Source organism: Zoogloea oleivorans (assembly GCF_008107625.1).
Classification (GTDB): Bacteria; Pseudomonadota; Gammaproteobacteria; order Burkholderiales; family Rhodocyclaceae; genus Zoogloea; species Zoogloea oleivorans.
This window is the reverse complement of the sequence record NZ_SDKK01000004.1, coordinates 78544-101175: the sequence shown is the minus strand read 5'-3', so window position 1 is coordinate 101175 and position 22632 is coordinate 78544. Positions and strand designations below refer to the sequence as shown.

Below are 22632 nucleotides of genomic sequence, written 5' to 3'. Positions count from 1 at the left end.
TCGCAGGTCCACTCAAATCGGCCAATCCCGGATTTTGCCTGTCTGTCAGGGGTAGCGGCGGAGGATTTCTTCAAGGGCGAAGATGACGGCCTGGCGCCGCACAGCCTCCCGGTCGCCGGTGAAATGACAGGTGGCTGTCTGGGGCGCTTCGCCGCTGCGCGCCCAGCCGAAGCACACGGTGCCGACCGGTTTGTCCTTCGATCCGCCGCCCGGGCCGGCAATGCCGGAGATGGACAGGGAAATGTCGGCTTCCGAACGCTCCAGGGTGCCTTTGGCCATTGCCGCGGTGGTTTGCTCGCTGACCGCACCGTAGCGGGCGAGGGTCATCGGCGAGACGCCCAGCAGGGCGCACTTGGCATCGTTGGAATAGGTGATGAAGCCGCAGTCGAACCAGCCCGAGCTGCCGGCGGTGGCGGTGACCACCTCGGCGACCCAGCCGCCGGTGCACGATTCGGCCGTGGCGAGGCGCCAGCCATGGGTGGCGAGGTGTTCGCCAATCTGGCGGGAGAGGGTGTCGAGTTGTGCGTCCATCAGCCGAAGAATCTCACGAGAAGCGCCAGCACCACGAGGGTGTAGCCAGCCGCCAGGATGTCGTCGATCATCACCCCGAAGCCGCCGTGGGCGTGCGCATCCACCCAGCGGATGGGCTGCGGCTTGACGATGTCGAAGAAGCGGAACAGGCCGAAGGCGACGGCCTGCCACAGCAGCGTGTCGGGGGTCAGCCACAGGACCAGCCAGATGGCGACGATTTCATCCCACACGATGCAGCCGGGGTCGGACACGCCGAGGGAGCGTCCGGTGCGTTCGCAGGCCAGGATGCCGAACAGGAAGCTGGCGATCAGCAGGCCGGCGAACAGCGGCTCGGACAGTGGCGCCCGGATGAACGGGAAAAGCAGCCAGCCGGCCAGTGTGCCGGCGGTGCCGGGGCCCTTCGGCCAGAGGCCGGAGCCGAATCCGAGGGCGACAAAATGGGCCGGGTCGGAGAGCAGGAAGCGGAGGTTGGGTTTCATGCGCCCTGGCCGAAGTGGTCGTAGCCGTTGGCGGATACGGTATGCAGGCGGCCGTCGTGGCCACGCAGTTGCAGGGCTTCGGCAGTGTCGGTGAAGTAGCCGATGCGGTGCAGCGGCAGGTCGAGGCGGGCCGACAGGTCGGCCACATCGGTGCGCCGGTCGGCGGGAGCGGCGAACAGCAGTTCGTAATCGTCGCCGCCGGAAGTGCACGCACGCACGGCGCGGACCGGGTCGCCGCAGGCTTCCAGCAGCGCGGCGAGGGGCAGGGCGGCTTCGTCCACCACCGCGCCGACGCGGGACAGTTCGAGAATGTGGTTCAGATCGCCAAGCAGCCCGTCGGAGACGTCGAGCATGGCGGTGGCCAGGCCACGCAGGGCCAGGCCGAGGGCGACGCGGGGCTGCGGACGGTGCAGGGCGGCGAGGCAGTCGTCGCGCCAGGCCGGGGTCAGCACGACTTCACCGCGCAGATGGGCCAGGCCGAGGGCTGCGCGGCCGGGCGCACCGGACACCCACAGGTCGTCGCCCGGACGGGCGCCGGAGCGGGTGACGGCCGCGCCGGTAGGCACTTCGCCGAAGATGGTCGGGCACAGATTGAGCGGGCCGCGGGTGGTGTCACCACCGATGGCGTCGATCTCGAAGGCCTCGCAGCAAGCGAAGAAACCCCTGGCGAAGGCGGCGATCCAGGCTTCGTCAGCGGCTGGCAGGCAGGCCGCCAGAACCACCCAGCGCGGCCGGGCGCCCATCGCGGCAATGTCGGAGACATTCACCGCGAGGGTTTTCCAGCCGAGTCCTTCCGGGTCGGTATCGGCGAAGAAATGCGTGCCGGCCACCAGCATGTCGGTGGAGATGGCCAGCTGCATGCCGGGGCCGGGGCGAATCAGCGCCGCGTCGTCGCCCACCGCCAGGTCGGTGTGGCGGGGCGGGCGGGTGAAATACCGGCGGATCAGGGCGAACTCGGAGGACATTGCGCGGCGAGGTCCGACGGTGAGGGGGGAAAGATCAGGCTTGCTGGTCGCCGTTGCGGGCGGCGCGGCGTTGCTGGGCGTTGGCTTCCACTTCATCGGCACGAACCTGGGCTGCCAGCTTGTCGAGCACACCGTTGACGAACTTGTGCCCGTCGGTGCCACCGTAGCCCTTGGCCAGTTCAATGGCCTCGTTGATGATGACCCGGTACGGGGTCTCGGGGCGATGCAGCAGTTCAAAGGTGGAGATCAGCAGGATGCCGCGCTCGATCGGCGACAGCTCGTTGAGCGGGCGGTCGATGTAAGGGGCGAAGGCGATGTGCAGGTCGCCGGCATTGCTGACGGTGCCGCGCAAGAGGCCCAGGAAGAGTTCCCGGTCGCACTTGTCGAAACCGCCGACATCGCCGAGCTGGCTTTCGATGGTGGTGAGGGCGGCCTGGCTCAGCAGCCACTGGTAAACGCCCTGCAGAGCGAATTCGCGGGCGCGGCGGCGGGGGGACTTGATGGCGGCGCTCATCCCAGGGCCTTCAGCAAACGGGCCATTTCGACGGCCGCCTGGGCGCAGTCGGCACCCTTCACCTGCATGCGGGCCAGGGCCTGGTCGTCGTCCTCGGTGGTGAGGATGCCGTTGGCGATGGGCACGCCGGTGTCGAGGGTCACGCGGGTGATGCCGGCGCCCTGTTCGTTGGAGACCAGCTCGAAGTGGTAGGTCTCACCGCGGATCACCGCACCGAGGGCAACCAGGGCGTCGAAGCGGCCGCTCTTGGCCATGGTCTGCAGCGTGAGGGGAGCTTCGAGGGCGCCCGGCACGGTGGCGATGGTGATCGCGTCGGCGGCAACGCCGAGGCGCTGCAGTTCGGCGGTGCACGACGACAGCAGGCCTTCGCAGACGTCGAGGTTGAAGCGGCACATGACGACGCCGATGCGGAGGCCGCTGCCGTCGAGGCTGGGGGCGATTTCAGGGATGTTGTCGTAACGGGGCATGGGGTGTCCTGGTGGGATGTTCTGGGGCTCAGGCGTCGGGGGCGACGTGGCCGACGACGGTCAGGCCGAAACCGGCCATGCTGGAAATCTTGCGCGGGCTGGCGAGGATCTTCATTCTGCCGACGTTGAGCCCGGCGAGAATCTGGGCGCCGATGCCGAACAGGCGCGGATCCCATTTCTGGGCCGGAAGGTTGGCGTTGTCGCCGGACAGCTGGGCGAGGAGGTCCTGGCCGGTCTGCGGGCGGTAGAGCAGCACGATGACGCCGTGGCCGTGCTCGGCGATGCGCTTGAGGGCGGCATCGACGGGGAAGCTGTGGCGACCGCTGCTCGGATCGAGGAAGTCGAGTACAGAGACGGGTTCATGCACGCGGACCAGGGTGTCCACGTCAGGCTGGATGTCGCCATAGGCCATGGCGAGATGCACTTCGCCGGAGGTCTTGTCTTCGAAGGCGGACAGGCGAAACGGGCCGTACGCGGTGTCGACAGTCTTCTCGCTGACCTTCTCGACCAGCTTTTCGGTGCGCGCGCGGTACTCGATGAGATCGCGGATGGCACCGATCTTGAGGCCGTGGAGCTGGGCGAACTCGATCAGTTCGGGCAGGCGCGCCATGGTGCCGTCGTCGTTCATGATCTCGCAGATCACCGAGGCGGGTTCCAGCCCGGCGATGCCGGCCAGGTCGCAGCCGGCTTCGGTGTGGCCGGCGCGGATCAGCACGCCGCCCGGCTTGGCCATGATCGGGAAGATGTGGCCCGGCTGGACGATGTCGCTGGCCTTGGCGTGGCGGGCCACGGCGGCCTGCACGGTGCGCGAGCGGTCGGCGGCGGAGATGCCGGTGGTAACGCCCTCGGCCGCTTCGATCGACACCGTGAAGGCGGTGCTGAACTGGCTGCGGTTGTCGCGCGCCATGTGGTTGATGCCCAGCTGGCGACAACGCTCCTCGGTGAGGGTCAGGCAGATCAGGCCGCGGGCGTGCTTGGCCATGAAGTTGATGGCTTCAGGCGTGATGTACTCGGCGGCGATGACGATGTCGCCTTCGTTCTCGCGGTCTTCCTCGTCCACGAGGATGACCATCTTGCCGGCCTTGATGTCGGCGATGATTTCCTGAATGGGGGCCAGTGCGCTCATGCGTTTGCTCCTTCGCCAGTGTCACGCCAGGCTTGCATGCGTTCCACGTAGCGGGCGATAAGGTCGATTTCCAGGTTCACGGTGCTGCCGGCGGCGAGGCGCTTGAGGGTGGTGACCTGGACGGTGTGGGGGATCAGATTGATCGAGAACTCGCGGCCGTCGACCCAGTTCACCGTGAGGCTGACGCCGTCGATGGTGACCGAGCCTTTTTTGGCGATGTAGCCGGCGAGGGCGGCGGGGGCGCGGATGACGAGCTCGTGGCTTTCGCCGACGGGCGCGAACTTCACGACTTCGCCGATACCGTCCACGTGGCCGGTGACCAGGTGGCCACCGAGGCGGTCGGCCAGGCGCAGGGCCTTTTCGAGGTTCACCTCGGCGGGCGCGTCGAGGCCGACGGTGCAGTTGAGGGTTTCGCGGGACACGTCGAACTGGACAGTGTTGCCATCGAGGGCAACCACCGTGAGGCATACGCCGCTGTTGGCGATGCTGTCGCCGAGCTGGACATCGTCCAGGTCGAGGGCACCGACATCTACCGTGAGGCGCACGCCGTCTTCAAGAGGCGACACGCTCAGGATGCGGCCGGTGGCGGCAACGATTCCGGAGAACATGGGATGGGCGCTTTTCGAGGGAAAACGCGATTTTAGGCGATTTCCGGCCGGGGCTGGCGGTTTGTGCGGCCGGCCCGACAAGAGAAAAGCCCCTCGCGGGGCTTTCCGTTACGACAGTCGCGTGGGCGCTCGATGCTTAGAGAATCTCGGCGATGTGGTCGCGCTCCTTGAGTTCCTTTTCGAACTGGCAGATTTCCAGGCCCAGCGCGTTGCGCGCCGAAACCATCCCGACCGGCTTGCCATTTTCCACGACCGGCACGTGGCGGAAGCCGCCTTCGAACATCATGTGCAGGGCGTGGGAGAGGGGCTTGTCGGCGGTTGCCGTGAGCAGTTTCTCGGTCATCACCGCGGAGAGCGGGGTCTTGTCCGGATCGAGCCCCTTGGCGACGACCCGGTTGAGCACGTCGCGTTCGGTGAACAGGCCGGTGAGCAGGCCCTTGTCGTCCACCACCAGGATGGCACCGACTTGCTGGTTGGCCATGGCGACAGCCGCCGCGCGTACCGAGGTGTCGGCGAGGGCGGAAGTGATGGTCTGGCCTTCAATGACCTGACGCAGGGTTCTGTTGGGCATCTTTGTCTCCTTTGGGGTTATTTGGGGGATGCGGGAACAGGTACAAAAAAGGGCGTCTATACGCCCTTGACTGAGTTTTCCGGTCAGGTCGCCGTCTTGGGGGCGGCTGGCTTGCTCATGTCCGGTTTGGTGTGCTTGGCGGCGTTTTCGCCACAGGCCTGGGCGCCAGCGGCAAAGCCGAGGGCAAGAGCGAGAAAGAGGGCGATTTTACGGATCATGGCGGGCTCTCCGGAGTGGCTTCGATGTTTAATCATGGAAGGTCTGGCGAGGTTTCGCAAGGGGGTCTTTGTGCATATCTGGCGCGCCTTTCTGTCGGGTCGCGTGGAAAAGCGGGCGTCTTCGGCTTACCATCCACCGACCATCCTTGGTGAATAGCGATCCGGTACGGCAATGAAGGGCACAACGACAAGCGCGATCTCCGACTCCGAAGCCGTCAACCAGCCTTATCTCGTCGTCGTGGGCGGGAACTCGGCAGGGAACCGCGCCGTCCTGGCAAGCCTGCTGAAGGGGCTGGAGCGCCGCGGAACCGTGGCCTTCATCCTGGCCGAGCCGCTGGCCACTGAAGGATTTCCCGATGGCTGTGCCCTCAGCGTTGCGGAGGCCCTCGACGGAGGCATGCCCGAGCCCGATCATCTTTACCTCTGTCCGCCCGAACACGCGTTGCAGATTGGCGCTGGCGGCTTCGAAGTGAGCCTGTTGCCCCGCCTTGCGGGCGGCCGCTCGAATGCCGATTGCCTGTTTGAATCCCTGGCGGCGCGGGAAGGCTGGCGCGCGGTGGGCGTGCTGCTGCCCGGCCAGGATCGTTTTGCCCTGCAAGGCGCCCGCGCGATTGCCGAGGCGGGCGGCGTGCTGCTCGAAGTCTCCGACAACGGGGCCGACGATTCCCCGGCGGCCGTCGCCGCCTGGCTCAACGACATCGACATTCGCCTGGACAGCCTGCTGGTCGCGCGGCAGGCGGAAGAAGAGTCTTCCTTCCGGGCCTTGCTCCATCTGACCTCCCGGGAAACCGGGGTCGACCTGGACCAGTACAAGGAAAGCACCCTGCGCCGCCAGATGCTGCGGCGCAGTCAGGGCCTCGGGTTCGGCACCCTGGGCGCCTACCGGGAATACGTCGCCGAACACCCCGAGGAACTCACGCTGCTGCAGCACAGCTTCATGATTTCCGTTTCGGCCTTCTTCCGCGATGCCTCGGTGTTCCACGAACTGGCCCGCGCCCTGCGCGGGCTGGTGGCCGGCAAGCGTCCGGGGGAATCGGTACGGGTGTGGGTGCCGGCCTGTGCAACCGGCGAAGAGGCTTACTCCATCGCCATCCTGCTCGCCGAAATGCTCGGCGATCGCCTGGGCGTGCGGGAAGTGCGGGTGTTTGCCACCGACATCGACCACGAAGCCCTCGATTTCGCCCGCGCCGGGGTGTATCCGCCGGCCGATCTGGAGAGCCTGGGCAGCGAGCGCCTCAACCGCTGGTTCCGGCCCGAAGGCGCCGGCTGGCGGGTGGGCAAGGCGCTGCGGGAGTTGTGCGTTTTTTCGGCCCACGACCTGACCAGCCATCCGCCCTTCATCCGCATGGATCTGGTGAGCTGTCGCAACATCCTGATCTATTTCAAGCCCCTCCAGCAGCTCGAGCTGATCCGCACCTTTCACTTCGCCCTCAATCCGGGCGGCCTGCTGCTGCTCGGCAAATCGGAATCCACCGGCGCCAGCGGGGCGCTGTTCGAAGTCATCGACCCGGCCGGCAAGCTTTACCGGCGGCGCGCCTCGACCAGCACGCAACCGCACCGCGCGATGCGCTTCGGGATGCCCGAGCGCCCGTTCCGGCCGGCCATCACCAGTCTCGCCGCCGCGCCCCAGCGTGACAGCCTGGTCGAACGCAGCCGGGATGCCATGCTGGAGGCCTACGGGCCGCCGGGCGTGCTGGTCGATGGACGTTTCGAACCGTTGCATTTCTTCGGCGCGTCGCGGCGTTACTTCTCGCTGCCGGTGGCGAATGCCGATTTTTCGGTGTTCGCCCTGTGCCTGCCGGAACTGCGCAGCGAGCTCAAGGCCCTGTGCTACCGAATGCGCCAGGATGCCGTGGACGTCCTGCGTGGCGGCGGTGGTGCCGTGGTGCGCATTGGCGACGAGACCTTGCGGGTGCGCCTGGCCCTGCGTCGCATCCGGGCGGTGGAGGACGGGCCGGACGCGGCCGTGCTGATCAGCTTCGAGGAAACACCGATCCCGTCGTCCGTCGTGCCGGCAGAATTGCGCGACAGCCTGCTGCCCGCCGAAGCCGCCGACGAGATCGCCCGCCTGCGCCAGGAACTGGCCGACACCCGCGAGCACCTGCAGGCGGTGATCGAGCAACTCGAAGCCTCCAACGAAGAGCTGCAATCGCTCAACGAAGAAATCCAGTCGTCCAGCGAAGAGCTGCAATCGTCCAACGAAGAACTGCAGGCCTCCAACGAGGAACTCACCACCCTCAACGACGAACTGCGGGTCAAGTCCCTCGAATACGTCCAGCTCAACACCACCCTCGGCAACATCCAGAACTCCATCCGCACCAGCCTCGTGGTGGTTGGCCGGGACGGGCGGGTAACCCGCTTCAACGAGCTGGCGGGCCGGATTTTCGGGCTGCTGCCCAATGACATCGGCCAGTTCCTGTACGGCGTGCCCTGCCACCTGGACCTGCCCCACCTGCGGGAGTGGGTCGGTGGGGTGATTGCCGACAACGAACCCTTCGTCGAGCACGTGCATCAGCGCGATTTCCACTACCTGATGCAGATCGCCCCCTACCGCAACGAACTGGGGGACAACGCCGGGGCGGTGCTCACCTTCACCGACATTTCCGACCTGCACAAGGCCGAGGAAGCCCACGCCCACAGCGAAGGCCGTTTCCGCCAGGTGTGGGAATCGAGCGTCGAGGGCCTGCTAGTTGTCGATCCGGACGGCATGCTGGTGCAGGTCAATCCGGCCCTCGAAGCCATGTTCGGCTACGCGCCGGGCGAATTGCTCAACGTTTCGGTGGATGTGCTGGTGCCGGATACCCTGCGCGTGGCCCACCAGGGCCATCGCCAGCTGTACCGGAGCGCCCCCGAACAGGCCCAGGTCTTGATGTCGCGGCGCCATTTGCGCGGCTGTCGCAAGGACGGCAGCGAGCTGGCCATCGAAATCAGCCTGAGCAGCCTCAGCATGGACGGCGTCGAACACGTGCTGGCCACCGTCTCCGACGTCACCGAGCGCAGCCTGGCCGAAGAACTTCTGCGCGCCAGCGAACGCCGCCTGCGCATGGCCCTCGACGCGGCCCGTGCCGGGTCGTGGGAGTGGTTTCTCGAAAGCAACAACAACTACTGGTCCGACGAGCTGTGGGGGCTGTACGGCATTCCGCCCCATTCCTGCACGCCGTCCTACGAGGCCTGGCGCGAGACCATTCACCCCGATGACCGCGATCGCATCGCCACCATCGTCAGCGAGGCCAGTGCGAAGGGCGAACAGTTTGAAGCGGAATGGCAGGTCAACCTGCCCCCCGACCAGGCGCCCCGCTGGCTCATGTGTCGGGGCCAGCCCGTTCGCGACGCCGACGGCAAGGTGGGCCGCTACATCGGCATCGTGCTCGACGTCAGCGTCCGCCGCCTGGCCGAAGAGCAGCGCCGGCAAGGGCAGGAGATGCTGGCCACCATTCTCGACAACGCCGGCGCCTGCATCTACATCAAGGACCGCGACTACCGCTACACCTACGCCAACCGCGCCGTCTGCGAGCTGTTCGGGATCACCCGGGAGCAACTCGTCGGGCAGCCCGACGACACCTTCTTCGACGAAAAAACCGCCGTCATGCTGCGCGACAACGACCGCCGCATCATCGAGGGCGGCGAGCGCATCGAAATCGAGGAAACCAACGTCGACCGCCTGTCCGGCGAAGCCCACTGCTACCTGTCGATCAAGCTCCCGCTGCGCCGCGACGATGGCAGCATCTACGCCCTGTGCGGCATCTCGACCGACATCACCGAACGCAAGCGCGCGCTGGACGAACGCCTGGCGGCCGATGCCCGTTTTCGCAGCCTCTTCGAGTCCATGCAGGAAGGCTTCTTCCTGGCCGAACTGATCTACGACACGTTGGGCACGCCGGTGGACTGGCGCTTCCTCGACGTCAATCCGGCCTATTCGCGCATCATGGGGTTGGCGCCAGAGGCCGTGCTGGGCCGGAGCGTGCGCGAACTCTTCCCCGGGCTGGAGGACTTCTGGTTCGATGCCCATGTGCACGCCGCGCTGTCCGGCGAGCATTCCCGCATGGAAGGTTTTGTGGCGGCCACCGGGCGTTACTACGAGAACCACTATTACTCGCCGATCAAGGGCCAGTTCGCCTGTCTGTTCTCCGACATCACCGAGCGCAAGCTGGCCGAGGAACAGCTGCGCATGTTGTCTACGGCGGTCGAACAGAACCCCGGCAGCATCGTTCTCACCGATCTGGACGCCAGCATCCTGTACGTCAACGAGGCCTTCGAGCGCGCCTCCGGCTACACGCTGGACGAAGTGCGCGGCAAGAACCCGCGCATCATGCAGTCCGGCGACACCCCGCCCGAAGTGTTTTCCGCCATGTGGCAAACCGTCAGCCGCGGCGAAGTCTGGCAGGGCGAACTGATCAACCGGCGCAAGAGCGGCGAGCTGTACATCGAGCGTGCGGTGATTTCGCCGGTGCGCCGGGCCGACGGCAGCGTGTCCCACTACCTGGGCATCAAGCAGGACGTCACCGCACAGAAGCGCAACGAGGAAGAACTGGCCCGCCACCGCCATCACCTCGAAAGCCTGGTCGAAGCGCGTACCCGCGAACTGGCCCAGGCCAAGGACGCCGCCGAAAGCGCCAACCGGGCCAAAAGCGCCTTCCTGGCCAACATGAGCCACGAGATCCGCACGCCGCTCAACGCCGTGCTGGGCATGGCGCGCATCATGCAGCGCGAGGGGGTCAGCACGACCCAGGCCGGACAGCTCGGCAAGATCGACAACGCCGCCCGCCACCTGCTGGGCGTCATCAACGACATCCTCGACCTGTCGAAGATCGAAGCCGAGAAGTTCCTGCTCGAAGAAGGCGAGTTCGCGCTGGAGGGCGTGGTTGCCAACGTCGCCTCGATGGTCCATGAGAAGGTGAGCGCCAAGGGCCTGCGCCTGGTGGTGGAAACCGAGAGCCTGCCCTGCCTGGTGCGCGGCGATGCCACGCGCGTGACCCAGGCGCTGCTCAACCTGGCCAGCAATGCAGTCAAATTCACCGAAACCGGCACCGTGACCCTCGGCGTGCACCTGGAAGAACAGCGCGACGGGCGCGTGCTGGTGCGGATCGAGGTGCGCGACAGCGGCATCGGCATTCCGCCGGAAACCCTGCCCAAGCTGTTCCGGCCCTTTGAGCAGGGCGACACCTCGATGACCCGCAAATACGGCGGCACCGGGCTCGGGCTGGCCATCACCCGGCGCCTGGCCGAGCTGATGGGCGGCCAGGCCGGCGCCCGCAGCACCGTGGGCGTGGGCAGCGAGTTCTGGTTCTCGGCCTGGCTGGGCATCGGTCGCCCCATCCAGGGGAATGTCCCCGAGGTTGCCGAGGCGGGTGTCGCCGAGGCCACCCTGAAACGCGACTACGGGCACGTGCACATCCTGCTGGTGGAGGACGAGCCGGTGAATCAGGAAGTCGCCAAGCTCTTCCTGCACGACGCCGGCCTCGACGTGGCGGTGGCCGGCAACGGCGCGGTGGCGGTGGACATGGTCCGCCATTCCGACTTCGACCTGATCCTGATGGACATGCAGATGCCCGAGATGGACGGCCTTGAAGCCACCCGGCAAATCCGCCGGCTGCCCGGCCAGGCGGACACGCCCATCGTGGCCATGACCGCCAATGCCTTCGCCGAAGACCGCGCCCAGTGCATGGCTGCCGGCATGAACGACTTCCTGTCCAAGCCGGTCGAGCCGGACCGCCTCTTCACCACCATCCTGCGCTGGCTGCCCAAGCCCGACAAACCCGCTTAATTAAAGCCCTCCAGCACAATCTTGCCCAGCGCCGTGCCGCTCTCGGCCAGCGCATGGGCTGCGCGCAGGTTGGCCGCGTTGATCAAACCCAGATGCACCTGCGCCGTGCTGCGCACCGCCCCCTGGTCCACCAGATCGGCCAGCGCGTTCAGCAAACGGTGCTGCGCCTCCATGTCGGACGTCTGGAACAGCGAGCGCGTGAACATCAGCTCCCAGTGCAGGCTCAGGCTCTTGCGCTTGAGCAGGCGCACGTCGATCAGCTCCGGGTCGTCGATCAGCGCCAGCTTGCCCTGCGGGGCGAGCACATCCACCAGTTGCACAAAGTGCTTGTCGGTGTGGGTCAGGCTGATCACCTGGTCCACCGGCGGCAAATCGAGCGCCGCCAGTTGCGGCGCAAAGGCCTCCCGGTGGTCGATGACATGATGGGCGCCCAGCTGTGTCACCCACGCACGGCTTTCCGGGCGTGACGCCGTTGCCACCACGGTAAGGTCGGTACGCTGGCGGGCCAGCTGGATCAGGATCGAACCCACCCCGCCCGCCGCGCCCACAATCAGCAGCGTGCTCGGCCGCCCGTGGCCGGCCAGCGGCACCTGCAAGCGGTCGAACAGCAATTCCCACGCGGTAATGCCGGTCAGCGGCAGGGCCGCCGCATCGGCTGCCGACAAAGTCGTCGGCTTGCGGCCGACGAGGCGTTCATCCACCAACTGGAATTCCGCATTGCTGCCGGAGCGATCAATGGCGCCGGCGTACCACACCGCATCACCGGGGCGAAACAGGCGCACGTCCGGCCCCACCTCGCGCACCACGCCCACCGCATCAAAACCCAGCACCTTGTATTCACCCTCGGCCGGGGCAGCGCTGCGGCGCACCTTGGTATCCACCGGATTCACCGACACCGCCTGCACCTCCACCAGCAGGTCGCGGCCGCTGGGCACCGGGCGGGGCAGTTCAATGTCGATCAGGGCATCGTTCCGGTCGATGGAACCGGGTTGGCTGTAACCAATGGCTTTCATGGGGCGCATTCCTGGGTAAGGGGGATGGCCGCCAGTGTGGCGCCCGGCGACCCGTTTGATAATTGGGCTAGACTTTGATGAACCATCAAAAAGGCTTTGAGAATGATCCACTTTGCCGATGTGCAGCTCTTCATCCGCGTCAGCGAACTGGGCAACATCAGCGCCGCCGGCCGCACCCTCGGCATGAGCCCGGCCGCCGCCAGCGCCGCCCTCAAGCGCCTCGAAAAGCGCGTGGACAGCCAGCTCTTCGAGCGCTCCACGCGCTCCCTGCGCCTCACCCAGGCCGGCGAGAACTTTCTCGGCAGCTGCGTGCAATCGCAACAGGTACTCGAAGAAGGCCTCGCCGCCCTCAAGGCCGGGCGCGAACAACTCTCCGGCGAGATCCACCTCGGCGTGCCCTCCGACCTCGGCCGCGACCGCCTCGACACCCTGCTCGAACCCTTCCGCCAGCGCCACCCGCAACTGCGCCTCGTCATGCACCTGTCGGACGGCCTCATCGACCTCTACCGCAACCCCATCGACCTCGTCCTGCGCTACGGCCTCTCGCAGGACTCCAACCTCATCGGCCGCAAGCTGTGCGACAACACCCGCGTGCTCGTCGCCTCGCCCGACTACCTCGCCCGCCATGGCCAGCCCGGCAGCGTTGAAGAACTGGCCCGCCGCAACTGCATCTGCTTCTACCGCAACGGCGAACTGTTCAACCGCTGGCGCCTCTTCCACCAAGGCCAGCAACGCGAAGTCACCGTCAGCGGCGACCGCGCCGCCGACGACGGCGCCCTGGTGCGCCACTGGGCCGTGCAAGGCCACGGCATCGCCTACAAATCACGGCTCGATGTAGAGGGCGATCTGCAAGCCGGGCGGCTGGTGGATCTGTTCCCGGATGCGCGGGGCGAGCCGTCGCCGCTGTATGTGGCGTATCCGAGCCGGAGGTATCAGCCGGCACGGATCAAGGTGTTGTTGGGGTATTTGGAGGGGGTGTTTGGGGGAGGAGCGATATCCGACAAGCTGCGGTGCGGTGCAGGAGAGCTGTCGGGAACTCTCCTGTCGAACCATTAAGTTGGACTTAACAGGGTGATGCAAAACTATTTTGCGCCGTCATAAACGATGTTTTCGGGGGTCTCTTCACCCCTACCGCCTCGAAAAAAATGGCATACAGGCTGTTCTGAGAGGTCGTCATATTTTTTCGGGTCTGTATTTCTACTTTTGCATCACCCTGTTAACAGTTGCTTCTACCATCCGTTAATTTGTGCAAGCGGATCCTTGATCCTGTATGCCGACGTTCGTTTGATGATTCAACGTTATGGACCTTGGCCTGGATCGCTAAAGCACTAAAGGCTTGTACATGCCCAGCAGTCAGCTACTTCTTTAAGTGTCGGTTAGTGGCACACCATGGGCATGCTGGATTCCTCGGGACATCAATTGCATTAAAAGTTTTTGTTTTTGAATTAAACTCAATCCGTTTATTCGTCTGCAGCAGAAAGTTATTTGCCCCAACAATAACCTTGATGGCATCAAGCGAAGCCAGGCTGGCAGCAATCCCAGAAAGTGGGGAGAATGAACCGAGCTTTCTATTTTCTCTATCTAGACGCCTAATTCCAAGAAACTCAATGGCGTTGATTTCAGTGAGTTTTGAGTCAAAACATTTATAGCATGCTGTTTCGTATGGGATTATCGTCTGCCCTATTAGGGTTAGATGAAGGTTGTAGCCCCCGCCAACAATATGAGGGATTGTGTGACTCATGGCATATTCAGACACAATGGAGCTTGTGTAATCAACGCTGGGTTCGTCTGCGCAATTAATAATTAAATCAACATCTGTTGGGAATTCTTGGCTTAGAAAAAAATCTTTATTAAGGGGGTATTCTATTTTTTTGATTATCGCATGAGGTGAAATTTCTTTGATTTTCCGTTCCAAACATGTTGTCTTTAACTCTCCAATATTCGACTCGCTGTATGCTTGTCGATGAATGTTGCTGACATCAACCTTGTCTGGATCAACTAGGATAAATTTCTTAACCCCAGCTCTTGCAAGATATAGGGAGATATGGCTTCCGACGGCTCCAAGCCCAATAATGGCTACCTGTGATTTTGAGATTTTTTCGAGGGCACCAATTACATCGCTAGTTCTATGGAAAAAATCTTCTAGTAAATTTAATAGTCGGTAATAGTATGAAATATACTCCGTGGTGTAATCTAGATCGTGTTCAATTAAGACAAAGTTATCACGAAGAAAAAGAGCGATTTTTTCAATCTGATCGGGCGGAGTTTTCGGAAGCAACTGACATATGTAATCCAGAGAGTTTTTTCCGTTAAAGTTCCGTAGAAAATCAATGACTCCGTCAGGTTTCATTTTTAATGAAACGCTAGTTCTTGTATTGGCCCGAAAAAATTCAATAGTGTTTTGATTGGCAACAATGCCAATGCTTTGACGAAGTCTAAATTTTGTCGTTGCAAACACAACAATTCTCCTGTTTTTGCATCTCAAATTCGGTCGTGAATCCAGAGTTGATTAGATACTCATATCTGACGGTATTGAAATTAATGGATGAGTCACCGGAAATGAATTCTAGAATTCTCAATGAAGCCAAGTTCGCCGAAAAGGCGCTCAGTGCGACAAATCCACCAGAGCCTCCTGCGATATAGTTATTCGTAGTCTCAAACGAAATATTCTCATCGCTGTCCTCGATAGAGGAGTACGTGGGCTTCCAGTTTTCAAGTGCGACTGAGAAGGTTTTTTGTGCACAATCAATACAGGGGGTGAAAGGGGGGAAAATTAGTTCGCCAGAGCTCATTAAGTGGGCATCAAAACCACCTGCAACATAAAAAGGAATCTCCTGTTGATGTAAGTGCCTTCCAATCTTCAGTGAGGTGTGACCAATGTAAGGTTCGTCGCATGTGTTGATAACCAAACTTGTATTTTTTGGAATCCATGATGATAGATCTGTGTGGGGGAGTAACTGCTCGTTGATGGTGGAGATATTTATGTTGCTGTCGATAGTATTCAGAAAGGCAGCTAAAACGTCAGTTTTGTAATTGCCTATATCTTTGCGCGTTGAGTAGGTGTCGCACACCAAATTTCCTTCTGCAACTCGCTTGTAATCGATCAGTAAAAACTCTCCCACTCCCGCCCTCCCCAGAATCTCTGCAATAGAACCTCCGACTGCGCCACATCCAAATATTGTTACATGCTTGCTTTTTAGTTGTTCCTGCGTTGAGTGCCCCGGTCGGTCTAAAATCAAATCATCGAAATATGCTATCTGCCGCTTATATCTCTGGTTTTCAGGAGGGCGTTCCGTGAAGTTTACTATCAAGCGTTGACTGCTAAGAAATTCAATTAAACTGGCTGCTGAGTCATTGTCAAAATTACCAAGTTTACTCAAAATATCTACTGTTGTTGTTTTTCCATCAAGCAAAGCCAAGAATTCTGCCACTCCTTTTCCAGCAATAATTTCAATTCTGTCGCGCGTAGTCATTTTGTGGAAGATAATTAAAACTTTGTCCGGAGACTCGGTTTCTGAGACAAACACATCGATTGATTCTTTTAGTTTATAGGTTTCGTTGAGCATAAAAAAACCGCTCTTTTTACAGAGCGGTCCTTTGATAGTAAATGGTAATTTATTAGTACTGCAGTAAGCCAGTATTAACTTCCAGATATTGATCCCATGCAGCCTGAGACGCTTGATCAATACGGGACTTACAACCCCCGGAACAAATGGCGGTGCAGCAGCCACTCGAACCTCCCGATGTACAACCCGCGGAATATGTCTTACCTGTCATATCATTCTGGGTAACTTCAAAAGTCAAATCTAAACTTCCCATCATCACTTCTCCTATGCGTTTTAACGAGAACTAAAGAATGCAAATTTAGGCTTTCTGATAATTTTCTTTACGTACACTGAATCTACCTTAATCTTCGCATAAGTCACCATTCATGTACAGATCAGCCGCGCTTCCCACTCCTATTTTCCGACAACAACTTAGGGGCGCCTCGAAAAACCTCGACTCGCCCACTCTTGATAAAATTGCATCGTTCTGAATCCGCCCCGAGCCGACTCCGATGAAACCGCGCAGCGCCATCAAGACCGACCTGTTCGCAGACGAACATCACCGCAAGAAGATCGATACCCTGGGCGATCCGCTGGTCGAGATCGAGTCCTACATCGACTTCGTGGCGCTGGCGGCCGAGGTCGATCGCATCGCGCCCCGGCCGGTCAGCCCCCAGGGTGGCCGCCCGCCGTACCCGACCGAGACGATGGTGCGCATCCTGGTCCTGAAGCGGCTGTACAACCTGTCGGACGAGCAGATGGAGTACCAGCTGCTTGATCGCATGAGCTACAAGCGCTTCTGCGGGCTGGCGAACGCAACGAACATTCCCGACCGCACCACGGTGTGGACCTTCGAGAACCGCATCGGCGAAGCCGGCGCAAAGGCGTTGTTCGACGGCGTCTCGGCGCAGCTGCTCAAAAAGGGCTTCATCGCCCGCGGTGGTCAGATCATCGACGCGACCCTGGTGCCTGCGCCCAAGCAGCACAACAGCCGGGGCGAGAAAGCGTTGATTGAGCAAGGCGCGATGCCGGCCGCCTGGAAGCCCGCCAAGCGGCGCCAGAAGGACCTCGACGCCACCTGGACCAAGAAACACGGCAAGAGCCACTTCGGCTACAAGCTCTCCATCAACGTCGACATGAAGTACAAGATCATCCGCAAGATCGAGACCGACACGGCCAGCACGCACGACAGCCAGCACTTCGACAACGTGTTCGATACGGCCAACACGAGCCGGGACGTCTATGCCGACCGGGGCTATCCGTCGGCGGAGCGGGAAGCCTGGCTGAAGGAAAACGGTTTCCGCAACCAGATCCAACGCAAGGGCCATCGCAACAAGCCACTGTCCGACTGCCAGCAGCGACGCAACAAGCGCATCGCCAAGACGCGTGCGCGGGTCGAGCACGTGTTCGGGGCCATCGAGCAGATGGGCGGCAAGTTGCTGCGCACCATCGGCCGGGCGCGCGCGAACTTTGCGATGACGATGATGGCGGCCTGCTACAACCTGAAGCGGCTGGTCTATCTCCAGAAGGCCGGAATCGAGGCCTTCTGACGCCAGAAATTGGCCGAATCGCCGCTGCCCGAGGCGATTCGAGGCAAAAACGGGACGGCGCTGCCGGCGACGGCGGTTATGTGCCGAAGAAACTGATCAGAATTCGATCGTGATCAGCATTGCGCGGTGGGATTTACTGAAAACCTCGGGTTATTCGAGGTGCCCTTAGGGACGTTCTGATTGCGGAGTACATCGGTGTGGTTGTCACCTGAGTCTGCTGCCAAAGGCTGACCTTGTGATTGGTGATCTCGGTCGCCAGATTTTTTGCAGCAATGGTCAGGGTGGGCAGAAAGTCGGCCAGGGGACGGGTTTTAGTAATGCCGAAACGGTCTTTCATGGCCTGGGTGGTATGGCCGCCGAAGAGCGCCGCATCTCCCCTGGAACGGATACGTCCGAATCCGGCATCGTCGACGCCACGTTCGTAGATGTTCTGTGAAAGCGTCTTTTCCGATTCACGCAGGCGCCCGCGGGCATCCAGCCGGGCCTGCAGGCGCATGCGGTCTTCGATCAGTTCCTGCTTGCGTGTCTGGGTGGCAAAGTAGCTTTGGGCAAAAGCGATGGGTTCCTTGCGCGGGTCGCCGTTCTGGGCGATCAGGTAACAGGCGTAGCGGGTGAGCATGAAGTCATCAATCGCTCGTTCGGCGCTGCTACCAAGTTTGACCATTTTCGTGACGCCACGAAAATGGTCATCTGCCGCGTAACCCGTTGTTTTGCATGAATCAATGGCGCGCTTGATCGCGGTCTGGAAGTTCTCCCAGCGGGCGTATCCGAGTGGTTCCATGATGTCCCGGGCAAACCAGAACTCAATGTCCTCGTCCGGGGTGCGCTGGCTTAGCGCATCAAAATGATTCTTCAATAGTTGGATGGCGCCGGATTGCATGGTGCTCCCTTGTCTCTTATCCCCTGCTGCTACGCAGCCCGGCCCCAATCCTACGCCTCGCCCCCCATGCCTTGCCAATGCCAGATTGGTAATAGTTCACTTTTCAAACGCCGCCGATTCGGGTAGTTGAGCAATGCATGTTGCCCTTTTGTCATAACGCTATGTAATATTCCGCCCGGCGCCGAGGCCCGGGTGGATTCGCCTCCCGGCTTCCGGCGCCTTAGTCAATTTACTTATCCGGAGTGATGCCATGTCCCAGAACCTGATTTCCCTCGAACTGTCCGCCGAGTCCCTCACCAAGCTCGATCAGGCGATTGCCACGATTGAGGAGGTGTTTGCGCCTTTCTTGTCGCTTTCGACCGAGGAGGTGCGGGGGCTGGCGAAGATGGGTGACAAGTCGGAGCAATTCTGTCGGCAGACGGCGCTGGTGCTGGAGCAGAACCAGGAGATCCTGCCGTCCACTTTCTATCTGGGCGAAATGCACAAGGACATTGCGGCTTTCGATGCCTTGCGGCAGCGCCTGGTGCGGCTGCGCGGGGTGTTGGCGAAGGGGGAGGACACGGGGCTGGCGCTGGGCAGCGATATTTTTACGGCGGCACTGGAGGGCTATGCGCTGATGAAGATGTACGGCAAGGCCGAGTGGCTGGATGAGTTGCGGCAGGCGATGGCCGTGCGTAGCCCGGGGCGCCCGCGCAAGCCGTCGGCTGCGGCAGTCTGATTGCCGGATGGGGTGGCGGGGCGCCCGATTGGTGCTCCGTGCTGGATTAATGGATGAAAATCGGGGATTTATCTATCGGCGGCGTCGTTTTTTCCCCGATTTTCGTGGATTTAATATGAGCGGGTGGGGATTAAACGATGATTTTTGATATTAAATCCCCGGCGCGGATGGATTTATCCCGACCGGCTCATGATTTTTCCCCGAGGGGGATGGATTTATTATCGGCGGAGCGGGATGTTTTATCGGCCGGTGGGGATTTTTGGGTGGGGGAGGTCGTTTTTTTGGGTGTGGAGGGGGTTTTGCGTGGGGTGTCGGGCGTGCTAAAGTTGGTTTACTACAAATGTGGTAAAGGAGCCTTGCATGTCTGCCACTACGTCGATCAGGATTGATCAAACGCTTTACGATCTGGCTAAAGCCGATGCGGCTGCCGAGCATCGGACGATTGCGGGTCAGGTTGAGTTCTGGGCCCGGCTCGGGCGCGCGGCCCTCGATAACCCGGATTTGCCGGTGAGTTTCATTGCCGAGTCCTTGATGTCGATGGCTGAACCCCGGGAGCACACGACTCCCTTTGTGCCGAGGCCCCGTACCAAATGAGTTACGAGGTGCGGCAAACACGCCGCTTTGCCAGGCAGTACAAGAAGCTGCAGGACAATGTTGCCGCCGATGTAGATTCAGCCGTAGGCGCTGTGGCTGCGAATCCGGGAGCAGGGGAGCGCAAGAAGGGCGATCTGGCGGATCTGTTGGTCTACAAGTTTCGTAGCCAGGGGCAGCTCTATTTGCTGGGCTATACGCTCGATGACGAGGTTCGGCTGGTTTATCTGGAAGCCGTCGGGCCGCATGAGAATTTCTATCGGGACATCAAGCGGGGGTGAGGGGCCGGGCTTGTCCTTGCGGAGATTGCCCTGCACAATCTCCGTATGAATTGCGGAGATAAACTTTACCTGTGGCAGGAGCCCGACTGGCCGGTTTGGCGTTATGACTTGGCGGCGCTTGCCGACCCCTTGATCAAGGTCAGTCACGCGCAGGGACGGTTGCTTGGGCGTCTGGCCGATGTGGGCCTGGCCTTGCGTGATCAGGCCAGTCTGGCGGCCCTCACCGAAGACGTGGTCAGGACCAGCGAGATAGAAGGCGAGCTGCTCAAGGTCGAGTCGGTGCGCTCTTCCATTGCGCGGCGGCTCGGGGTGGATATTGGCGCGCTTGCGCCGGTGGACCGTCACGTCGAGGGCGTGGTCGAGATGGTGCTGGACGCCACCGGGCGGGGCGATGCGGCGCTAACCGAGGCGCGTTTGTTCGGCTGGCACGCGGCCTTGTTTCCCACGGGCTATAGCGGCCTTTCGCCCATCCGTGTGGGGGGCTGGCGCGATGATGCCAATGGCCCGATGCAGGTGGTTTCCGGCCCCCTGCATCGCCAGCGTGTTCATTTCGAAGCGCCGCCGGCTGCGCAATTGCCGGCCGAAATTGCCCGCTTTCTGGCATGGGCCAACGGCACCACGCCCGAGCCTCTGCTGCTCAAGGCCGGGCTGGCCCATCTGTGGTTCGTAACGCTGCACCCTTTCGATGACGGCAATGGACGCATTGCCCGTGCAGTGGGCGACTGGCTTCTGGCCCGCGCCGATGGCAGCCCGCAGCGCTTTTACAGTCTGTCGGCGCAGATCCAGCGGGAGCGCAAGGACTATTACGCCATCCTTGAGCACACCCAGAAGGCGACGCTGGACGTCACGGCCTGGCTGGCGTGGTTTCTGGAGACATTGCTCCGCGCCGTCGACAGCGCCCAGCACACACTGGACGCGGTGCTGATGAAGGCGCACTTCTGGCAGCGCTGGGCGGGCACGCCGCTCAACGAGCGCCAGTCAAAGTTGCTCAATCGCCTGCTCGACGGTTTTGACGGCAAGCTCAGCAGCAGCAAATGGGCCGCCATTGCCAAGTGTTCGCCCGACACCGCGCTGCGCGATATCAACGAATTGATTGCCCTCGGCATCCTCCACAAGACTCCGGGCGGGGGGCGCAGCAGTGCGTATTCCTTGTATGCGGAGCGTGGGGTGTCGGACTGAAGTCCGACCCACAGGGGAATGGGGCGAGGAGAGGCGATTTGTCGGCCTTCCGTTGAGCGCAGCGGGGCTTTGTGTGTTGAGCAACAGACCCGCCCGGTTTTTGCCGTGACGATGGACTGGCTCCTTAAACCACCTTTGAAGGATTCCGTCATGAGCGAAAAAACCGCCAGCGTGCATTGGGAAGGGTCGGGCAAGAAGGGCCTGGGCCAGATCAGCACCGAAACCGGGGCCCTTCAGGGCTATCCCTACGGCTTCGCCAGCCGTTTCGAGGACGACCGCAAGGGGACGAACCCCGAAGAGATACTGGCCGCTGCGCATGCGGCGTGTTTCACGATGGCGTTTTCGTTTGCCTGCGACAAGGCCGGCTTTGCCACCGGCTCATTGGATACGCAGGCCAGCGTGCGCCTGGTGCCTGAGGGCGACGCCTTCGTGATCGACCGCATCGCCCTCACGCTGAAGGCCAGCGTGCCCGGCATTGACGAAGCCCGTTTCCAGGAGATCGCCGCGTCGGCCAAGCGCGACTGCCCCCTGTCGAAGGCGCTGGCAAGCGTTGCCGAGATCAGCTTGCAGGCCACGCTCGACAACGCGGGAGCATGAGCCATGCCGCAAAAAGCCTGGAGCGCCAAGCGCGAACGTCAGTACGCCCACATCAAGGAAAGCCTGCTTGAAAGCGGCAAGCCCGAGTCTCTGGCCGAGGAGATCGCGGCGCGGGTGGTCAATAAGGAACGGGCGCAGCACGGTGAATCGGTAAGCGCCAGCGCGTCGTCCATCAACGACATGTCTTCGGCGCGGCGCGGCGGTTTGCGCTCCCACCAGGGGCCGGGTGGCCGAACCGTGCTTCAGCTTCGCAACGAGGCCCGTCAGCGCGGTATCAAGGGGCGTTCTGCGATGAACAAGGCGCAGCTTGAAGCTGCGCTGGCGGGATGACTACGCCGACTTAGCGGTATCAGGTCGCCTTGACGTTGGGGTTGTCGCTGAGCAGCACAAACTCCATGCTTTGGCCGTCCAGCGCGTCAATGTGGCCTTTTTCGATGTCGTATACCCAGCCGTGCAGATTCAGCCGGTGTTGCGACAGGGCTACCGCTACGGAAGGATGGGTGCGGATATTGGACAGTTGGGCGATCACGTTTTCACGCACCATGGCATCCGCCTTTTCCTGCTGCGTTGCGTATTCCCGGCCAGCGACAATGGCCTTGGCGCTATCGGAATAACGCAGCCAATGGGCAACCGCCGGCAGGTGATCGATGCACTGGCAACTGGAAATGGCCGCCATCGCGCCACAATTGGAGTGGCCGCAGATAACGATATCGGTCACTTTCAACACGGAAACGGCGTATTCCACCGTAGCCGACACCCCGCCCGGCTCGGGGCCGTAGCAGGGAACGATGTTGCCGGCATTGCGGATCACAAAGAGATCGCCGGGCTCTTGCTGGGTCAGCAGTTCAGGTACCACCCGGCTGTCGGAACAGGTGACAAACAAGGCCTTGGGGCTTTGCCCGCCCGCCAGTTGTTTGAAGAAGTCCGAGCGCTCCGGAAAAACGTCGCTTTGGAACTTCAGAAAGCCATCGATAATTTTCTGCATGGTTGATCTTTTTTCAATGGATTAAACAAACTTCGGACGGTGGCGATTGT

The 22632-nt window shown here is 61.7% G+C and carries 24 protein-coding genes; 10 read left to right on the top strand and 14 right to left on the bottom strand.

Features of this window, described 5'->3' with window-relative positions:
* Window positions 1-45: 45 nt before the first annotated feature.
* The 9 genes from pncC to ETQ85_RS27250 form a co-directional block, all read right to left on the bottom strand.
* Window positions 46-534 (bottom strand): nicotinamide-nucleotide amidase, encoded by a 489-nt coding sequence (gene pncC / locus ETQ85_RS05255; protein ID WP_222862077.1) that lies wholly within the window; start codon window positions 532-534, stop codon window positions 46-48.
* Window positions 531-1010 (bottom strand): phosphatidylglycerophosphatase A family protein, encoded by a 480-nt coding sequence (locus ETQ85_RS05250; protein WP_148578007.1) that lies wholly within the window; start codon window positions 1008-1010, stop codon window positions 531-533. Before ETQ85_RS05250 ends, pncC begins: the two co-directional genes overlap by 4 nt.
* Window positions 1007-1975, bottom strand: coding sequence for a thiamine-phosphate kinase (thiL, locus tag ETQ85_RS05245; RefSeq protein WP_148578148.1), 969 nt, complete (start codon window positions 1973-1975; stop codon window positions 1007-1009). Before thiL ends, ETQ85_RS05250 begins: the two co-directional genes overlap by 4 nt.
* A gap of 34 nt (window positions 1976-2009) precedes the next feature.
* Window positions 2010-2489, bottom strand: a complete 480-nt coding sequence (gene nusB, locus ETQ85_RS05240; RefSeq protein ID WP_148578006.1) for a transcription antitermination factor NusB — start codon at window positions 2487-2489, stop codon at window positions 2010-2012.
* Window positions 2486-2956, bottom strand: coding sequence for a 6,7-dimethyl-8-ribityllumazine synthase (gene ribH / locus ETQ85_RS05235; protein WP_148578005.1), 471 nt, complete (start codon window positions 2954-2956; stop codon window positions 2486-2488). The genes nusB and ribH overlap by 4 nt, the downstream gene beginning before the upstream one ends.
* Window positions 2957-2984: 28 nt before the next feature.
* Window positions 2985-4082 (bottom strand): bifunctional 3,4-dihydroxy-2-butanone-4-phosphate synthase/GTP cyclohydrolase II, encoded by a 1098-nt coding sequence (gene ribBA, locus ETQ85_RS05230; RefSeq protein ID WP_148578004.1) that lies wholly within the window; start codon window positions 4080-4082, stop codon window positions 2985-2987.
* Complete coding sequence (locus tag ETQ85_RS05225) at window positions 4079-4690, bottom strand: riboflavin synthase (protein WP_148578003.1); 612 nt, start codon at window positions 4688-4690, stop codon at window positions 4079-4081. The genes ribBA and ETQ85_RS05225 overlap by 4 nt, the downstream gene beginning before the upstream one ends.
* 136 nt (window positions 4691-4826) lie before the next feature.
* On the bottom strand, window positions 4827-5261 hold the full coding sequence (locus tag ETQ85_RS05220; protein WP_148578002.1) for a CBS domain-containing protein: 435 nt from the start codon (window positions 5259-5261) through the stop codon (window positions 4827-4829).
* Window positions 5262-5344: 83 nt separating this feature from the next.
* Window positions 5345-5479 (bottom strand): hypothetical protein, encoded by a 135-nt coding sequence (locus tag ETQ85_RS27250; RefSeq protein ID WP_281283069.1) that lies wholly within the window; start codon window positions 5477-5479, stop codon window positions 5345-5347.
* Window positions 5480-5651: 172 nt separating this feature from the next.
* On the opposite strand from ETQ85_RS27250, the gene ETQ85_RS05215 reads away from it, so the two are divergent.
* On the top strand, window positions 5652-11243 hold the full coding sequence (locus ETQ85_RS05215) for a PAS domain S-box protein (protein ID WP_148578001.1): 5592 nt from the start codon (window positions 5652-5654) through the stop codon (window positions 11241-11243).
* On the opposite strand, the gene ETQ85_RS05210 is transcribed toward ETQ85_RS05215, so the two are convergent.
* Entirely contained in the window at window positions 11240-12256 is a 1017-nt protein-coding gene (locus ETQ85_RS05210; RefSeq protein ID WP_148578000.1) for a zinc-binding alcohol dehydrogenase family protein, read from the bottom strand. The genes ETQ85_RS05215 and ETQ85_RS05210 overlap by 4 nt on opposite strands.
* Window positions 12257-12358: 102 nt before the next feature.
* Here ETQ85_RS05210 and ETQ85_RS05205 point away from each other — a divergent pair, with 102 nt between their 5' ends.
* Window positions 12359-13312 (top strand): LysR family transcriptional regulator, encoded by a 954-nt coding sequence (locus ETQ85_RS05205; RefSeq protein WP_148577999.1) that lies wholly within the window; start codon window positions 12359-12361, stop codon window positions 13310-13312.
* A 301-nt stretch (window positions 13313-13613) separates the two neighbouring features.
* On the opposite strand, the gene ETQ85_RS05200 is transcribed toward ETQ85_RS05205, so the two are convergent.
* Entirely contained in the window at window positions 13614-14714 is a 1101-nt protein-coding gene (locus ETQ85_RS05200; RefSeq protein WP_222862066.1) for a HesA/MoeB/ThiF family protein, read from the bottom strand.
* Entirely contained in the window at window positions 14692-15987 is a 1296-nt protein-coding gene (locus tag ETQ85_RS05195; protein ID WP_222862065.1) for a ThiF family adenylyltransferase, read from the bottom strand. Before ETQ85_RS05195 ends, ETQ85_RS05200 begins: the two co-directional genes overlap by 23 nt.
* Window positions 15988-16313: 326 nt before the next feature.
* On the opposite strand from ETQ85_RS05195, the gene ETQ85_RS05185 reads away from it, so the two are divergent.
* A complete protein-coding gene (locus ETQ85_RS05185; protein WP_148577996.1) occupies window positions 16314-17351 on the top strand; it encodes an IS5 family transposase in 1038 nt (345 codons plus the stop codon).
* 133 nt (window positions 17352-17484) lie between these two features.
* On the opposite strand, the gene dinD is transcribed toward ETQ85_RS05185, so the two are convergent.
* Complete coding sequence (gene dinD / locus ETQ85_RS05180; protein ID WP_148577995.1) at window positions 17485-18231, bottom strand: DNA damage-inducible protein D; 747 nt, start codon at window positions 18229-18231, stop codon at window positions 17485-17487.
* Window positions 18232-18481: 250 nt separating this feature from the next.
* Here dinD and ETQ85_RS05175 point away from each other — a divergent pair, with 250 nt between their 5' ends.
* The 7 genes from ETQ85_RS05175 to ETQ85_RS05145 all read left to right on the top strand — a co-directional run bounded on the left by ETQ85_RS05175 (window position 18482) and on the right by ETQ85_RS05145 (window position 21927).
* Complete coding sequence (locus ETQ85_RS05175) at window positions 18482-18949, top strand: hypothetical protein (protein WP_148577994.1); 468 nt, start codon at window positions 18482-18484, stop codon at window positions 18947-18949.
* A 137-nt stretch (window positions 18950-19086) separates the two neighbouring features.
* A complete protein-coding gene (locus tag ETQ85_RS05170) occupies window positions 19087-19338 on the top strand; it encodes a hypothetical protein (RefSeq protein ID WP_148577993.1) in 252 nt (83 codons plus the stop codon).
* On the top strand, window positions 19310-19543 hold the full coding sequence (locus ETQ85_RS05165; RefSeq protein WP_148577992.1) for a ParD-like family protein: 234 nt from the start codon (window positions 19310-19312) through the stop codon (window positions 19541-19543). Before ETQ85_RS05170 ends, ETQ85_RS05165 begins: the two co-directional genes overlap by 29 nt.
* Entirely contained in the window at window positions 19540-19821 is a 282-nt protein-coding gene (locus ETQ85_RS05160; RefSeq protein WP_148577991.1) for a type II toxin-antitoxin system RelE/ParE family toxin, read from the top strand. The genes ETQ85_RS05165 and ETQ85_RS05160 overlap by 4 nt, the downstream gene beginning before the upstream one ends.
* A 45-nt stretch (window positions 19822-19866) precedes the next feature.
* Window positions 19867-21000 (top strand): Fic family protein, encoded by a 1134-nt coding sequence (locus ETQ85_RS05155; RefSeq protein WP_148577990.1) that lies wholly within the window; start codon window positions 19867-19869, stop codon window positions 20998-21000.
* Between the two features lie 150 nt (window positions 21001-21150).
* Window positions 21151-21597, top strand: a complete 447-nt coding sequence (locus ETQ85_RS05150; RefSeq protein ID WP_148577989.1) for an OsmC family protein — start codon at window positions 21151-21153, stop codon at window positions 21595-21597.
* A 3-nt stretch (window positions 21598-21600) separates the two neighbouring features.
* The gene (locus ETQ85_RS05145) at window positions 21601-21927 is read left to right on the top strand and encodes a plasmid stabilization protein (RefSeq protein WP_148577988.1); all 327 of its coding nucleotides are present in this window, start codon (window positions 21601-21603) and stop codon (window positions 21925-21927) included.
* 19 nt (window positions 21928-21946) lie between these two features.
* On the opposite strand, the gene ETQ85_RS05140 is transcribed toward ETQ85_RS05145, so the two are convergent.
* On the bottom strand, window positions 21947-22582 hold the full coding sequence (locus tag ETQ85_RS05140; protein ID WP_148577987.1) for a carbonic anhydrase: 636 nt from the start codon (window positions 22580-22582) through the stop codon (window positions 21947-21949).
* Window positions 22583-22632: the final 50 nt, after the last annotated feature.